General features: G+C 43.4%; 11 protein-coding genes. 5 read left to right on the top strand and 6 right to left on the bottom strand.

The features are described from left to right. Positions 1-393: 393 nt before the first annotated feature. Complete coding sequence (locus M886_RS10805; protein WP_230626422.1) at positions 394-3,417, top strand: fasciclin domain-containing protein; 3,024 nt, start codon at positions 394-396, stop codon at positions 3,415-3,417. 351 nt (positions 3,418-3,768) lie between these two features. Further along, positions 3,769-4,881 carry a mechanosensitive ion channel family protein gene (locus tag M886_RS10800; RefSeq protein ID WP_048051156.1) on the top strand — a complete coding sequence of 371 codons (1,113 nt, stop codon included), beginning with the start codon at positions 3,769-3,771 and terminating at the stop codon, positions 4,879-4,881. A gap of 351 nt (positions 4,882-5,232) precedes the next feature. Here the strand turns inward: M886_RS10800 and M886_RS10795 are convergent, their stop codons facing one another. The 4 genes from M886_RS10795 to M886_RS10780 all read right to left on the bottom strand — a co-directional run bounded on the left by M886_RS10795 (position 5,233) and on the right by M886_RS10780 (position 10,524). Then, a complete protein-coding gene (locus M886_RS10795) occupies positions 5,233-6,540 on the bottom strand; it encodes a phenylacetate--CoA ligase family protein (RefSeq protein ID WP_048051155.1) in 1,308 nt (435 codons plus the stop codon). Then, positions 6,533-7,225: an indolepyruvate oxidoreductase subunit beta gene (locus tag M886_RS10790; RefSeq protein WP_011034547.1), complete on the bottom strand. Its 693-nt coding sequence runs from the start codon at positions 7,223-7,225 to the stop codon at positions 6,533-6,535. Before M886_RS10790 ends, M886_RS10795 begins: the two co-directional genes overlap by 8 nt. Continuing rightward, positions 7,222-9,093, bottom strand: a complete 1,872-nt coding sequence (iorA, locus tag M886_RS10785) for an indolepyruvate ferredoxin oxidoreductase subunit alpha (protein ID WP_011034546.1) — start codon at positions 9,091-9,093, stop codon at positions 7,222-7,224. Before iorA ends, M886_RS10790 begins: the two co-directional genes overlap by 4 nt. Positions 9,094-9,846: 753 nt before the next feature. Next, entirely contained in the window at positions 9,847-10,524 is a 678-nt protein-coding gene (locus tag M886_RS10780) for a class I SAM-dependent methyltransferase (protein ID WP_011034545.1), read from the bottom strand. 221 nt (positions 10,525-10,745) lie between these two features. Here M886_RS10780 and M886_RS10775 point away from each other — a divergent pair, with 221 nt between their 5' ends. Next, positions 10,746-10,994 (top strand): hypothetical protein, encoded by a 249-nt coding sequence (locus M886_RS10775; RefSeq protein ID WP_015412689.1) that lies wholly within the window; start codon positions 10,746-10,748, stop codon positions 10,992-10,994. Positions 10,995-11,406: 412 nt separating this feature from the next. Here M886_RS10775 and M886_RS18900 read toward each other — a convergent pair whose 3' ends face one another. Both M886_RS18900 and M886_RS10770 read right to left on the bottom strand, forming a co-directional pair. Next, positions 11,407-11,562, bottom strand: coding sequence for a hypothetical protein (locus M886_RS18900; protein WP_015412688.1), 156 nt, complete (start codon positions 11,560-11,562; stop codon positions 11,407-11,409). A 109-nt stretch (positions 11,563-11,671) separates the two neighbouring features. Next, complete coding sequence (locus M886_RS10770; RefSeq protein WP_048051154.1) at positions 11,672-12,988, bottom strand: NAD(P)-dependent malic enzyme; 1,317 nt, start codon at positions 12,986-12,988, stop codon at positions 11,672-11,674. A 260-nt stretch (positions 12,989-13,248) separates the two neighbouring features. Here M886_RS10770 and M886_RS10765 point away from each other — a divergent pair, with 260 nt between their 5' ends. Beyond that, positions 13,249-13,644 carry a Mov34/MPN/PAD-1 family protein gene (locus M886_RS10765; RefSeq protein WP_011034543.1) on the top strand — a complete coding sequence of 132 codons (396 nt, stop codon included), beginning with the start codon at positions 13,249-13,251 and terminating at the stop codon, positions 13,642-13,644. Between the two features lie 445 nt (positions 13,645-14,089). Then, positions 14,090-14,263, top strand: coding sequence for a hypothetical protein (locus tag M886_RS18895; protein WP_015412686.1), 174 nt, complete (start codon positions 14,090-14,092; stop codon positions 14,261-14,263). Positions 14,264-14,446 lie beyond the last annotated feature (183 nt).

Here is a 14,446-nt window from a genome sequence, read left to right as displayed (position 1 = left end):
GTCTGGCTTCTGAAAAGGGCCAGAAAGGTTATCCAGAGGCTTTTAAGCTTATTTACGGAAAGAAACTCGGGTTTTACTCAGGAAACCCGGATAAAAAATAGATAATCAGGTAGCGAATTACAGGACCCCTATAATTATAAGATTTGGAATAAATTTTATAAAAACTACTTTATTCCTCATAAAATAATATTAATAAGAAGATACAAATACTCTCTGTATGATATATAGAATTGGAAATCATACCTATTCACACAAAATAAAATTTCAGCTAGACTGGAAAGGAGTTTGGATCTAAAAAATAGATTTCAGGTCTGCTGAAGGGATAAAATAGGGGGAATCAGGATTAAATCAGGTTTGGCCAGTTTAGCCTATGTTTTAATCATTTTGTTCTTATTGAGTGTAGCTACCTGTCCCGGTTCGGCACAGGAAGACGGAACAACGACTATTGAACTTTATAATAGCACGGTAAATCTTACTCAAGGGAACTTTACATTTACACCAGAAAATGACACCGAGACTTATACGATAGATAACTTAACCGATTTCGGAGCTCTCAATGCAACAGGGCTCGAATTCAACGTATCCGTAATGCGGGACCTGCCAGAAAATATGACAGGTAATATGACCGGGAATGAAAACGGAGACATGAACGGGAATATTACCGATGATGAAAACGGGAACATGATCGGAGATATGAACGGGAATATTACCGATGATGAAAACGGGAACATGATCGGAGATATGAACGGGAATATTACCGATGATGAAAACGGGAACATGGCAGGCATGAACGGAAATATGAGCAACGCGACCGCAGACAATACGGCAAACGTATCTTTTGCACTTGAGGGCATAGAAAACATAACAAATAACAATACTACCGGAGAGATGTGGCTTATCTACATCAACGGAGAGCCGGCTGAAGAAGATTTCGGAATGAATAACGTAAGTGATGGAGATAACCTCAGCTTCTGGTACACAACTGAAGAGAGCGGGGAAGCGGCAATAGAAAACGCAACCTATGTGGTGAACATTACGGTTGCTATGGAAGAGGAAATGGAACCCCTGCCTGCACAGAACCTGACCGTATTATATAACGATACTGTGAACCTGACTGAAGGAAATTTCACCTTTATTCCGGAAAATAGTACGCAGAACTATACAGTTGACAATTTCACAGATATAGGAGCTCTCAATGCAACCGGGCTTCAGTATAATGTGTCCGTACATGGTGTGAACCTGACCAATATGACCAATATGTCCGTACTTGAGGGCATAGAGGGTATAAGAAACAATAACGAAACCGGAGAAAGCTGGTTTGTTTACATAAACGGAACACAGGCTGGAGAAGACTTCGGAATGAACCCCGTAAGTAATGGTACCAATCTCAGCTTCTGGTACACAGATGAAGAAAACGGAGTAGCTGCGCTGGATAATGCGACCTATCTGGCAAACATTACGGTTGCCATAGAAGAATTAGAGGAGCCAGCTGAAGAAAACGATATAATTGAAACTGCCACTGAGGCTGGAAACTTTTCAATCCTCCTGACAGCGATTGAGGCTGCAAACCTCACAGATACCCTTAAAGGGGAAGGTCCTTTCACGGTCTTTGCCCCTACAGATGAAGCCTTCAGTGCACTGCCCAATGGAACTATCGAGGCTCTCCTGAACGACACGGATGCACTGACCAATATTCTCCTCTACCACGTTGCAGGTGAGAGGCTGATGGCAGAAGATGTTGTCAACCTGACCAACATTACAACCCTTCAGGGCGAGGAACTGCCTGTCAATGTGACTGAAGAAGGGGTATTCGTAGGGGAAGCAGAAATTATAGTGCAGGACGTAAATGCCAGCAATGGAGTAATCCACGTAATAGATGCAGTCCTTATTCCGGAAGAAGGAATGGAACCTGAGCCAGAACCCGGACAAAATGTAACAGAACAGTATAACGACACAGTGAGCCTGACTGAAGGGAACTTCACACTCATGCCGGAAAACTCCACAGAGAGCTATGCAATAAATAACTTTACGGATATCGGGGTTCTCAATGCAGCAGGACTCGACTTTAACGTGTCGTTAATGCAAAACATGACAGGGAATGCAGCAAACATGACTGCTGTACCGTTTACACTCCAGAGCATAGAGGGCATAAGGAATAATAACACAACCGGAGAAGAATGGTTCCTTTATATTAACGGGGAGCCTGCTGAAGAAGACTTCGGAATGAATAATGTGAGTGCAGGAGACAACCTCAGCTTCTGGTACACAATTGAAGAGGGCGGAGAAGCAGCAGTAGAAAATGCAAGCTATGTGGCAAACATTAATGTTTCCGAACTGAGAGCAAACGCAAATATCATCCCTGCAGCACAGAACCAGACGAACCTGACAGTATTTGTAGACGCAGTACAGACCGCAAACCTGACACAGACCCTTGACGGGACAGGACCCTATACCGTCTGTATCCCGAGTGATGAAGCATTCAATAAGCTGCCAGAAGGGACACGCAATCAGCTTATGAACAATACCACTCTGCTCAACCAGGTACTTTCATACCATGTAGTGAGCGGAAGATACACGTACGAGCAGCTTATCGGAATGAATAATATCACCAATATCCAGGGCAATGTGCTTCAGGTCAATGCCATAGGGAATAATATCACAATACAAAACGTAAGTGTCACCCAGATAATAGTTGTGAACAATGGGGTCATCTGCATAATTGATGAGGTGCTTATTCCACCAGACGGCGAAATTCCCGCGGACAATCAGACCGACGGCGGCCAGATAGATGATAACCAGACAGATGGAGGCCAGATGGATGGTAACCAGACAGACGGAGATCAGATAGACGGTGGCCAGATGGATGGAAATCAGACTGATGGAAACCAGACCGCGGACAATCTGACCGGGGACTGGTATTTCTTCTCGGTTCCTTTCGAAGCCAACAACACAAGCGTTGAGTATCTTCTTTCGGATGTGAACTACACCTCCCTGATATATTATAACGCTTCAACCAAACTCTTCGAAGAAGTCACGGAAATTGAACCTCTAAAAGGATACTGGATCAACGTTCCCGCTGAAACCGGGTTCAATGCTTCGGAACAGTTCTCTTCAGTGGAGAAGAAACAGATTGAAGCTCCTCCGAGTTTGCAGGTATATCCTGGCTGGAACGCTCTTGGTTCACCGGTAAATGAAACGGTGCCTGCAGAAGCTGCATTCATAGCCCTTAATAACTCGTATGCAAAAATCGTGGGACCGTGGGTACCTGGCAATAATACCACAGGTTATTACCAGTACGTAGGCTATAATGGCCTTAACGGGACAATAGGCGAGAACCAGCTTGGCGCAGATGAATTTGAAGTTGAACCCTATGAGGGTTACTGGGTCTTTATAAGACAGGAAAATTTGTATGCATAAGGGGGCTGCCTGAAAACAGCAGCATAGAAAATAAATGGATATAAGAATTCATAAAAAGGAAAGAAAGAGATTTCCATCCTGGAAATTTCTTTTTTAATTATTTTTAACTTATATTAAAACTACTTTTTTGATTTATTTTGGGACTAATTTTATTAATTTACATTTTTTGATTTGTTTTCAACCTGTTTTATTAAATTACCTTTTTAATTTGTTTTTTAACATATTTTATTAACTTATCTTTTTAGTTTACTTATCTCTGTTAATTCCCATTACAAAACTTATTTACATTCTTACAGTTTAGATATTTTGAAATCAATATTTATTTAAGTCATCCTGCCAAAGGTTGAGGGCATGGAAACCCTTGAAACCCTGGATACATTAAATAACAGTACCCTGGATGCGATAGAAACCCCTGATTCTATTGCAGAAAATATATCCTATTTAGACAGAGTACTGCAGAATACATTCACATGGTTCTCGGAAAACCTGGATACGATGTTATTCGTTATTTTTATAGGAATGGCAACCATCCTTGCCGCAAGAACCATAAACAACTTTTTGACGAGATATTATGAGAGAGCAAGCAGCCGGCTGCATATTGATATCACAACTTTCAGGATGTTCAGACACATAGTGGTTGCAGCAGTCTATTTTATAGGACTGGTTGTTGTAATATTCCATATCCCAAGCCTGCGCAGTCTCTCGGTAGCGATGTTATCAGGTGCCGGGCTCGCTGGAATAGTAATCGGTTTTGCAGCCCAGAACACTCTGAGCAATATTATTGCAGGGATTGCCCTTGCTCTATTCCAACCTTTCAGGGTCGGAGACAGGCTAACTATTATGAACGAATTCGGAAAGGTTACGGACATTAACCTCAGACATACTGTAATTCTAACATGGGATAACAGGCGCCTTATCATCCCCAATTCAGTAATCAGCAGCGAGGCAATAGTTAACTGGACAATAGAAGACCCTGCAGTTATCTGGCCATTAGATGTAGGGATCAGCTATGACTCGGACATCAGCCTGGCAAAGAAAATAATGGTCGAAGAAGCCAGAAAGCATCCCAAGGTTATGACTCCCCAGATCCTGGAGTACAGCGTTGTGAAACCCGGTTTACTTAAATCCGAGACTTTTGCAAACGGGCTCATGAACCCGTCCGTACTCCATGCTGTAGACCCGGATTTCAGGGAAAGAGGGCAGGTTAAAGTATACGTGACAGAGTTTGGAGATTCTGCAATTAATCTTCGCGTGAATATGTGGTTTAAGGACAGGAGTGACGCATACGGTGCGGGGTGCGAAATCAGGGAAGCAATCAAAAAGCGTTTTGACGATGAAGGCATTGAAATTCCCTATCCTTACAGGACCATTGTGTACAAAACAGATATTGAAAATGAAAAGATCTCTAAAAAACCTTCCCCGGCAGAAGAAGCCAAAAAGGTCTCGGGAGAACAGGCTAACTGAAACCGGCGAGAAAAAACTCGCCAGCAGCTCAATAAAAGGCTAGAGTAACTGGAAAGTATTACGAGTCGATCATGAGTTGATATTCAGGCAATCATACAGGGTACAAAACAGGGAAATAAAAAATAAGATAGTAGAATGAATAAAAAAGAAGCCATAAAAATCGCTAAAAAACAAGTTAAGGATAAAGAAATGTCAAAGATAAAAGAATTCCATAGATGAATGTCAAAAATAAAGGAATTCTATAGATAAAGGAATTCTATAGATAAAGAAATTCTATAGATAAAGGAATTCTATAGATAAAGGAATGTTAAGAGAGAAATAAAGTAAGAAAAGCTAAATGGTGAAAGGAATTTAAAGCTCCCTTTCATCAATCACTCTTTTTGTCTTTTTCATGCTTCTTGGAAGCTCCCCAAGCTTCAGGCCCATGATATCCACAGTTACTCCGATAAAATCCTTGAACGCTTTTCCAAGGGCTTTTTCAGTTTTTGCTTTCTTTGCAGGGTCTTCTGCCCCTTCGATTTCAACCCTGAAAGTCATGCTGTCCCTGCCGTCTTTACGGGTAAGGAGGATCTGGTACTCACTGCTCACTCCGGGAACTTTCTGGATGATATCCTCAATCTGTCCGGGGTAGATATTTACAGCCTTGAATTTTATGCGGTCATCAGACCTTCCGAGAATCCTGTCTATTCTGGGGAAAGGGCAGCCACATTTGCATAGCCCCGGGATTATGCGCGTCAGGTCTCTTGTCCTGTAGCGGATCAGGGGAGCACCTTCTTTAGTAAGCGTGGTGATAACAAGTTCTCCAAGGGTGCCGTCAGGAAGCTGCTCGCCGGTTATAGGGTCGATGATCTCAAAAAGAAGGTTGTCAGACCAGTAATGCATACCTTCATGGTAAGAGCAGTCAAGGGCAATTCCGGGACCATAGATTTCTGTCAGCCCGTAGATGTCAAAGGTCTCGATTCCAAGTTCGTTTTCGATTCTGCTGCGCATCTTTTCGCTCCAGCGTTCCGATCCGATAACACCTGTTCTGAGATGGATCCGGTCCTTTAAGCCGCGTTTTTCGATCTCTTCGGCAAGCAAAAGAGCATACGAAGAAGTGCTTGCAAGAGCCGTGGTCCTGAGGTCCACAAGCATCTCAAGCTGTTTTTCAGTATTTCCGGGACCTGTTGGGATCGCCATCGCTCCGAGTCGTTCGGCTCCGAGCTGGAACCCTATCCCTGCAGTCCAGAGCCCGTACCCAGGAGTTATCTGGATCCTGTCCTGGTTGGTAAGCCCTGCCAGCATATAGCAGCGCATCATAAGCTCTGCCCAGGTATCAACATCGTTTCGGGTATAGGGAATAATGACAGGCTTGCCTGTAGTTCCAGAAGAAGAATGGATCCTGACAACCGCAGAGTCAGGCACTGCCTGCAGACCAAGAGGGTATGCATCCCTCAGTTCTTCTTTATGAGTAAAAGGAAGGAGTTTCAGGTCTTCGAGAGACTTTATTTTTTCTATGTCCACATTTGCTTCCCTGAATTTCTTCTGGTAAAACGGGCTGCCCTGAACTACACGTTTAAGCAGGTCCTTCAGTTTTGCAAGAGTATCTTCTTCCGAGAGTTTGGGATTGTAGAGCTGGACATCAGGATCGAGTTCAGACTCCAGGGTTGCTTCATACATTTGATTTCACCTTCTGTTTCCCGTCCTGAGACGTGGAGATTAGCTTGATTTTTTTGACAGCTTCTTCAAAAGCAGCCCTGTTTACAGCCCTGTGTTTTTCAGGAATTTCAGCTTCCATTAATGCCAGGACGATTTCTTTTGAAAAAGGTAATATGCCCATACCCGCAGCCGCTCCAATCATTGCAACATTGGCAGCTCTGTATGTCCCTGCTTCTTCTGCAAGCCTCGTGAAATCCAGGCAGAAGAAATCAGGAAACCCTGTTTTCAGGTAAGACAGCAGAGCCCCGGGATTATATTCAGGGCTTCCGGGAGGCTTTGATGCAGGTGGTATGGCATGAGAGTTTACTATTATTTTTCCGCCTTCTTTCAGGAACGGGAGATTCCTTATGGTTTCTGCGGGTTCAAGCCCTATGAGCAGGTCTGCCTTCCCTTCCGGGATAAGGGAACCTGAAATCTCGTCTCCTATCCTGACATGGCTGCTCACAGAACCCTCCCTCTGGGACATGCCTATGGTTTCGGCAGTACTCACACGGAACCCGGCTTTCATTGCAGAAAGTGCAAGAATTCGGGAAGCAAGCACAACCCCCTGCCCTCCGACCCCTGCAATAAGGATATCGTATTTCATTCCTGCAGGTCTTTTTGTCCCTTCCGCAGTTCTTTCAGAGATTGTTCCTTCGTCCTTCATTTCTTCACCCCGGTTTCTATTATGGCTCCTGAAGGACAGACCTGTGCACAGAGCCCGCAGCCGCTGCAGCTGTCCTGGATGACAGGCTTTTCTTCTCCCGCAGGAAGGAAAAGAGCAGGGCAGCCGAGCTGCTTTACACAGAGCCCGCAGCCTGTACAGCTTTCAGTATCAATTTCGAAGCGTATTACGGGTTTTGTAATCCCCACGCATTTTCCTTTAAACACGACTGCGGAAGGACCTTTAAATTCCACGGCTTCTTTTGCTGCCTCAATGCAGCCTTCAAGGCTATTTTCCAGGCTGTCTATGTCCACGGACCTTACAAGTTCAACCCCACAGCTCCGTATCACATCGGAGATGTCAACGGCTTTTGACGGGCTTCCAAGTACGGTAACTCCGATTCCCGGATGAGTCTGGTGTCCTGTCATGGCAGTCGTGCGGTTGTCAAGGACTGCAAGGGTAACATCGGATCCATTGTAAACCGCATTTATCACAGCCGGGATGCCTGAATGGAAAAAGGTCGAGTCCCCTATGAAAGCCACCTGCTTAACCCCGGGATTCGCACGGGAAAGGCCTCCTGCGATGCTCATGCCCGCCCCCATGCAGAGGCAGGTGTCAACCATATTGAGAGGGTGTGCGTTTCCGAGGGTATAGCAGCCGATATCCCCGGAAAAAATAGTCTCGACCTGAAAATCCTTTTTAAGCTGCTTTGAAGCCTGCTTGAAAGCATAAAAAACAGTCCTGTGCATGCAGCCGGCACAGAGGGTTGGAGCCCGGACTGGCAGAGGCGGGAGCCCACTTCTGGGAATTGCAGGGGCAGAATGGGATAGTCGAGAAGTTTCCCCAAGTTCTGCAAGCACTTTGTTTATGCAGTCAATGATAATATCAACGTTATACTCTCCGCTCACCGGGAAAAAGCCGTTCTTTTTTCCGTAAACATCAGCAGGCAGATGAGCCCTTCCTATGAGCTGGAGTGCCTGTTCTTCAAGGTAAGGGTCAAGTTCTTCGACCACTATCAGTTTTTCGATCCCCTTTAAGAAAGAAAGGGCTGCCTTTTCAGGAAAAGGATAAACTGTCCCGACCCGGAAGAGAGTGAAAAGCTCTTCAAAACCCTTTACAGCTTCCTTTACATAGAGGGCTGAAACCCCTGAAGCCATGATCCCTATTTTCCCGCTTCCGGAAACGGAATTGTACTTAAGCTCAGAAAAGAGGTCCGAAAGCTGTACCTGCACATTTTCAAGCCAGGGGTGACGCTCTGCAGTGAGCCTTGGAAATATCGTCCAGCGCCTGTCCTTTGTAAAACCTTCACAGAAAGCTTCAACAGGGGAAGGTTCGGAATTTAAAAGTTCAACATCCCCACTGCTGTGGGAAACCCTTGTTGTGGTCCTGAGGATGACGGGGACTTCAAACTGGTGTGAAATTTCGAAAGCCAGCTTTGTAAGCTCGTAAGCTTCCTGAGGACTTGCAGGGTCAAGGACGGGTATATTTGCAAAATGCCCGAAAGACCTTGTGTCCTGTTCGGTCTGGGAAGAATGGGGTCCCGGGTCGTCTGCGACAAGCAGGACAAGAGCACCTTTTACTCCGATATAGGTCAGGCTCATAAGGGGATCGGATGCAACATTCAAACCAACCTGCTTCATTGTCACAAGAGCCTTTGCTCCGGAGTAAGCCGCCCCTGCAGCCGTTTCCAGTGCAACTTTTTCGTTGCTCGACCACTCGGCATAGACCCCGCATTTTTCGGCGTGCCGGGCAATCGTTTCCAGAGCTTCGGTCGAGGGTGTGCCGGGATACCCTGTAACTACCTGGACTCCTGCTTCTATAGCTCCAAATGCAATGGCTTCATTACCCATTAACAGTTTTTTTTCAGTCAAATAAGCTCATCTCGGATTGTGGGTAATATTTAATGAAATGTATAATTTAGACAGACCTCAAAAGAAATAAAATGAGGTTGAATACAAACCTGAATTCCCAAATGATATGATAAAACTGTTTGAGAATTCGAAAAAGATTTTAAGGAATTCTTCCACCGCTTTCGCTGCGGGAATATGATGTTCATCTATGTACAATGCTGTGGGAAGAAGTACGTAGAATTTGAATATAAAGTTTTTGTTTTATGAGGTTAAGGGGTTATCAAATTACACTTATAAGTATGAAGTTGTTTATGAATATATGATAATTATGAATATGTCAAAATTCAATCTAATTTCGTAAGACCCGAACTTAAACCATATCAACCTTACAAAATGAAGTTATTTAATGAATTATTTTAAGAGGTCCTTAACCTGTTATCTAAAAAACAATTAACATTAAAAAAACGAAGGAAGTATAAGCAATTACCAGATCGCTGGCAAAATAAATCGATGTGCTGAAAAAGAAAGTCGAAGCGCTTAAAAAGACCCTGAAAGAAGATTAACATGTGAGAAACAAATGTTTTTTCTTTAATCCTTTAACCCTAAAACTTAATCCCTGACATTATGACTTGAAAATTTTTATAATTTTAAACTGACTCCCAGACCAAGATTCCCAAGTTTTAACCATCTTCAGTATTATACGATTTTGAATCGTTTGTAAACGGTTATATACGACATTTTAACGCTGAAGCGATACTAATTATAATCCTCTGTTTACACAGTTTTTCTCCCGAACATCACTGCAAACTGGTAATATTTGTAAATACAGCTCACATCACGGAAACCTGCTTCTTTAAGCCAGTTAAGCTGCTGATTCATTTCTATATCTTTATCAAGCTTTGACCTTTCATAGCCAGCAGCTATTTCCTCTTCTGTCAGGCCGCTATTTTCGACATACTGTCTCCAGATTGTCTTATTCAGGTTTTCTATGAAAGCAGTTTCTCCGTGTACCAGATCCGCATTAATAAAAATCCCGCTTTCTTTAAGAATGGAATAGCTTCTTTTGTAAAGCTCTTTTTTATCCTCATCTTCAAGATGGTGGATGGATAAGGCTGAAACTACCATATCATATTTTTCTTCGAAATCGTATTTTGAATAATCTGCTTCAATATATTTTACTTTTAAATTGCCCCTGAACCTGTTTTTTGCAATTTCAAGCATTTTTTCCGACATGTCAACGAGGGTAAACGTTGCCTCAGGATATTTTTCCATCAAAAATGCCGATAAAAGTCCAGTTCCAGCGCCCAGGTCCAGTATATCAGGGTTTTCCGTATCCACCGATGCTATGGACACGGATACTCCATAAAAATCATCGAAGCACGGTATAAACTTCCTTCTCTGTTCATCATACTTTCCTGAAACAGCATCAAACTTTCTCTTAATTTCGCTCATTTTTTCTCCGCTTTCTCCGGGTTTTGAACTCAGGAACGAATCTTCATTTTTTCACTCATTTTTACCCATTAATACTACCGCATACAATTAATTCATTTTGACATATCAACCGTGACTGCAAATAAATTTCAGCCCCTAAAAACTGATATTTAACTGATATTCGTACATCTCTGCAGGGCTCAAAAAATAATTTATTTATATTTTGCGGCAATGTTACAGTCATGCACTGCGAAGATAAAACGGCAGACAGTGCCGATAAGAGTAGAGAGTTTGGCGTACTGGGAAATGTCCTGATGGAACTGCAGAGAGAAGAACTTGAGGAAATTGACACATGCCTTGAGGAAACCCGGAAAGCCGGCGTGACACAGAATACTGCGGAGATATTGGCAGAGATCAATGCATCATTAAAAGAGATTGCTGCGACGCAGAAGAAAATACTGGAAGAACTGCAAAAAAACAGGACAGATTAAGTTCCATTTCATTTTTCCCAACACTTTAATGCTGCTTTAGGTCCACAATTATATTTTGGGCATGGGTGGATTGGAATAAAACAGGTACAAATTCACAAAAAACCTCTGGACAGGAGGTCAGCCCGGGGAATGATTTCCAGAGAAGTGATTCCGGGTGTGGGGGATTATGAAAGAGGTTTTGTCCAACATAGAGAGATTTTCACATACGATTGCTCCCCACAACCCATTAAATATAATGCATCAGTTGTATTTATACTTCACTTATGAAAGGAGAATCTACACGCCGTTATTCAGGCCGGCCTGCTGGTCAAAGCTCAGCATAGATTATTCCTGATGGGCAGACCATCAATCAAGCCGTAAAAGATGTGGGAGGTTCAGGTCAAAGATTTCTGCTTACTCATTTAAATTCTGATTATTCTTTCAGTTTCATGGGCTCTCCGCAGCAGTCAATATCACCCTTACAGCCCATGGAGCAGTGTCCGTCTCCGCACTGATTGACCACTTCAAGTTCGAGCCCGCATTTTTCGCAGACAAGAATCTGGCCCTGTTTTAGATTGGTGCAGTTCACTATTATCCCCTCCGGATATTTGACAGAGAAAATATGTAATTTAGGTTAAAATCGGTTTTGAAACAATAATCCTGAAGATTGGTCCGGAGACTCAGAGGATAAGGTTGGTTCAGAAAGTCTCTTCGAGTCTTTTTCTTGCCGCACAGCTTTCAAGGGAAGCGGATGCAACCGCTTTTGCAACTGCAGGGACCACGTGTTTGTCAAGAGGGTCAGGGATTATATGGTCTTCCGAAAGCTCGCCTGAAGTCACAACATTTGCAAGGGCATGGGCTGCTGCCATTTCCATTTCAGGGGTTATCTTCCTTGCACAGGTTCCGAGAGCTCCTTTAAAGATTCCAGGGAAACTCAGGCAGTTGTTCAGCTGATTTGGGAAATCCGACCTGCCTGTAGCAACAATTCTTGCCCCAGCCCTTTTTGCAGCCTCGGGCATGATCTCAGGAACAGGGTTTGCCATAGCCATCACTATTGCATCTTTAGCCATGGAGCGGACCATGCTCCCGGTTACTATCCCTCCAACCGAGACCCCTATAAACAGGTCAGCCCCCGGAAAAGCTTCTTTGAGCCCTCCTTTTAACCTCTCAGGGTTCGTAATCCTGGAGATTTCGTCCTTGATAGTGTTCATGCCCTTTTCCCTGCCTTCATACACAATTCCCTGGCTGTCGCAGGCAAGGATTTTTGCAGGATTTGCTCCCGCCCGGACAAGGAACTTTAAAATTGCAACCCCGGCAGCCCCGAGCCCTGAGATTACTATTTTTAGTTCTGCCAGATCCTTTTTTACAATTTTAAGGGCATTAAGGAGCCCGGCAAATACGACAATGGCTGTACCGTGCTGATCGTCATGGAGAACAGGGATTTCAAGCTCTTCCCTGAGCCTTGCTTCGATTTCAAAACAGCGGGGGGCACTGATGTCTTCAAGATTGATCCCTCCAAATGCCGGAGCCATGTTTTTTACAGCTTTTATAACCTCTTCTGTGTCCTGAGTGCCCAGGCAGATAGGAAAAGCGTCTATTCCGGCAAATTCTTTAAAGATTATAGCTTTTCCTTCCATAACAGGTAGAGCCGCATAAGGGCCAATGTTCCCAAGCCCGAGTACAGCTGACCCGTCAGTCACCACAGCAACTGTATTTTTCTTGAGGGTATAAAGGTAAGCAAGGTCCCGGTTTTCCCTGATTTTCCGGCAGGGTTCGGCAACTCCGGGAGTATAAGCAACGCCGAGGTCATGAATTGTACGGAGGCGGACTTTGCTTGCAACTTCAAGTACACCTCCAAGTCTCCTGTGCATTGCAAGCGATTCCTGATAAAGTGAAGCATGTGTGCCATCATCTGGTTCAATATCCTTTTCAGTTCCCTGCCCGGAGGCTTTTTGTGAATATTCAGATTTTTTCTCAGTCTTTTCATTCAGACCTCCATCAGGGTCTGAAACCAAACGAATATCTCTAATTTTAATAACCCCCTGCAGATATAACAGACTTCATTCAGGACTTTTAGACTCCGAAACCTGATTTTAAAACCTGATTTTAATACATGATATAAAAATATGGTTTTGAAACCTGATTTTAAACATGATTTGACAGATATCTTTCTGTGTAATAATCTATACAGACAATAATAAATCCAGTGGTAAGAATTCAGAAGCTTAATTTCTTTCCAGAAAAAGATATACCTTTGAAGGAGAAATTAACCTACATGCAGGTAAAAGGAATTGCCCGTGATACCCTTGATTTTATCCTTGAAGCCAGCAGGTCAATGGCTCCCGAAGAGTTTGCCGGACTTTTGCAGGAAAAGGACGGAATAATTACCGAGGTGCTTATCCTTCCCGGAACTGAATCAAGTGATACAAGCGCAGTTCTCAGGCTTTACATGATGCCAAACATGAAAGCAGCAGGTTCTGTCCACAGCCATCCCGGGCACAACAGGAGTCCCTCTGAAGCCGACCTTCATCTCTTTTCGAAAACAGGAAACTGCCATATCATAGTGGGCAAACCTTACAGCAGGCAAAGCTGGACCTGCTATGACAGGAAAGGAAAGATAAGAGATCTTCCTGTCCTTGATATAGAGTTTGAAGAGGACGAGGAGATTTGAGGGTAAAAGAGTTGAGATAAGAAAATTGAGATAAAAATTGAAGTAAGAGAGTTGAAGAAAAAATAGAGGAAAAAATTTGAGGTAAAAAATTTGAGATAAGAAAATTGAGGTGAGAAGTTGAGGGAAAACATTCGAGGTAAGAGGGTTGAAGTAAAAAATTGAGGCAAGCAATTTGAGATAGAGTGTTTATCACCGAAACAGTATTAAACATTTCTTTTGTGAAAACTCCCGAAAGCAGTGTATTTTCCAGAAAATGTCTTTAACCCGCCGTCTGTCTGCTTTATTGCCTACCAAAAACATTTTATTCACATATACACATTATTTATGGGATACATCCTTCACCCTTGCTCAAAGGCAGATATTTTAACTTAAAGGTTGTATCCGGGAAATATATCTGGAGTTCAAGATCCAGATAGCCTTCACATATCTGGAGGTAGTAATCCTAATGCCTACATGCCAAGACTGCAGATTTTATACGGCTATTGATGAGATAAAAGGCGAATGTTTCAGCCTCGGATTTGAAGTACGCGGGAAAACCGATTCCAAGAAGTGCCCGGAGCGGGCTTTCAGGCCAAATAAAGGTCCCAAATCGAAAAAAGCCGGAGCGGCAAGGTATTAAAATGAATAGCGAATTGGGGACGAAAAAAGCTCGGTTAAATGAGGTAGAAAGTTTAAAAGTACATTGATCGAGCTTCTACTGGAAAAATACCGGAAAGCGCAAAAACCTTTTTTCTGCTTGCCGGAATCAAACGAAACTCAGGTTAAACCCTGTTCAATATTTTTCTTTTTCGGTCTGTTTTTA

The sequence above is a fragment of the Methanosarcina soligelidi genome (assembly GCF_000744315.1).
In the GTDB taxonomy this organism is placed as follows: Archaea; Halobacteriota; Methanosarcinia; order Methanosarcinales; family Methanosarcinaceae; genus Methanosarcina; species Methanosarcina mazei.
Note: the sequence above shows the minus strand (reverse complement) of the source record. Positions and strands in the feature narration are given on the sequence as shown.

Excerpts from the sequence above, each read along its gene's own strand:
- M886_RS10800 (WP_048051156.1), top strand. The coding sequence starts at position 3,769 with ATGGAAACCCTTGAAACCCTGGATACATTAAATAACAGTACCCTGGAT.
- M886_RS10795 (WP_048051155.1), bottom strand. The coding sequence starts at position 6,540 with ATGTATGAAGCAACCCTGGAGTCTGAACTCGATCCTGATGTCCAGCTC.
- M886_RS10790 (WP_011034547.1), bottom strand. The coding sequence starts at position 7,225 with ATGAAGGACGAAGGAACAATCTCTGAAAGAACTGCGGAAGGGACAAAA.
- M886_RS10780 (WP_011034545.1), bottom strand. The coding sequence starts at position 10,524 with ATGAGCGAAATTAAGAGAAAGTTTGATGCTGTTTCAGGAAAGTATGAT.
- M886_RS10775 (WP_015412689.1), top strand. The coding sequence starts at position 10,746 with ATGCACTGCGAAGATAAAACGGCAGACAGTGCCGATAAGAGTAGAGAG.
- M886_RS10765 (WP_011034543.1), top strand. The coding sequence starts at position 13,249 with ATGCAGGTAAAAGGAATTGCCCGTGATACCCTTGATTTTATCCTTGAA.
- M886_RS18895 (WP_015412686.1), top strand. The coding sequence starts at position 14,090 with ATGCCTACATGCCAAGACTGCAGATTTTATACGGCTATTGATGAGATA.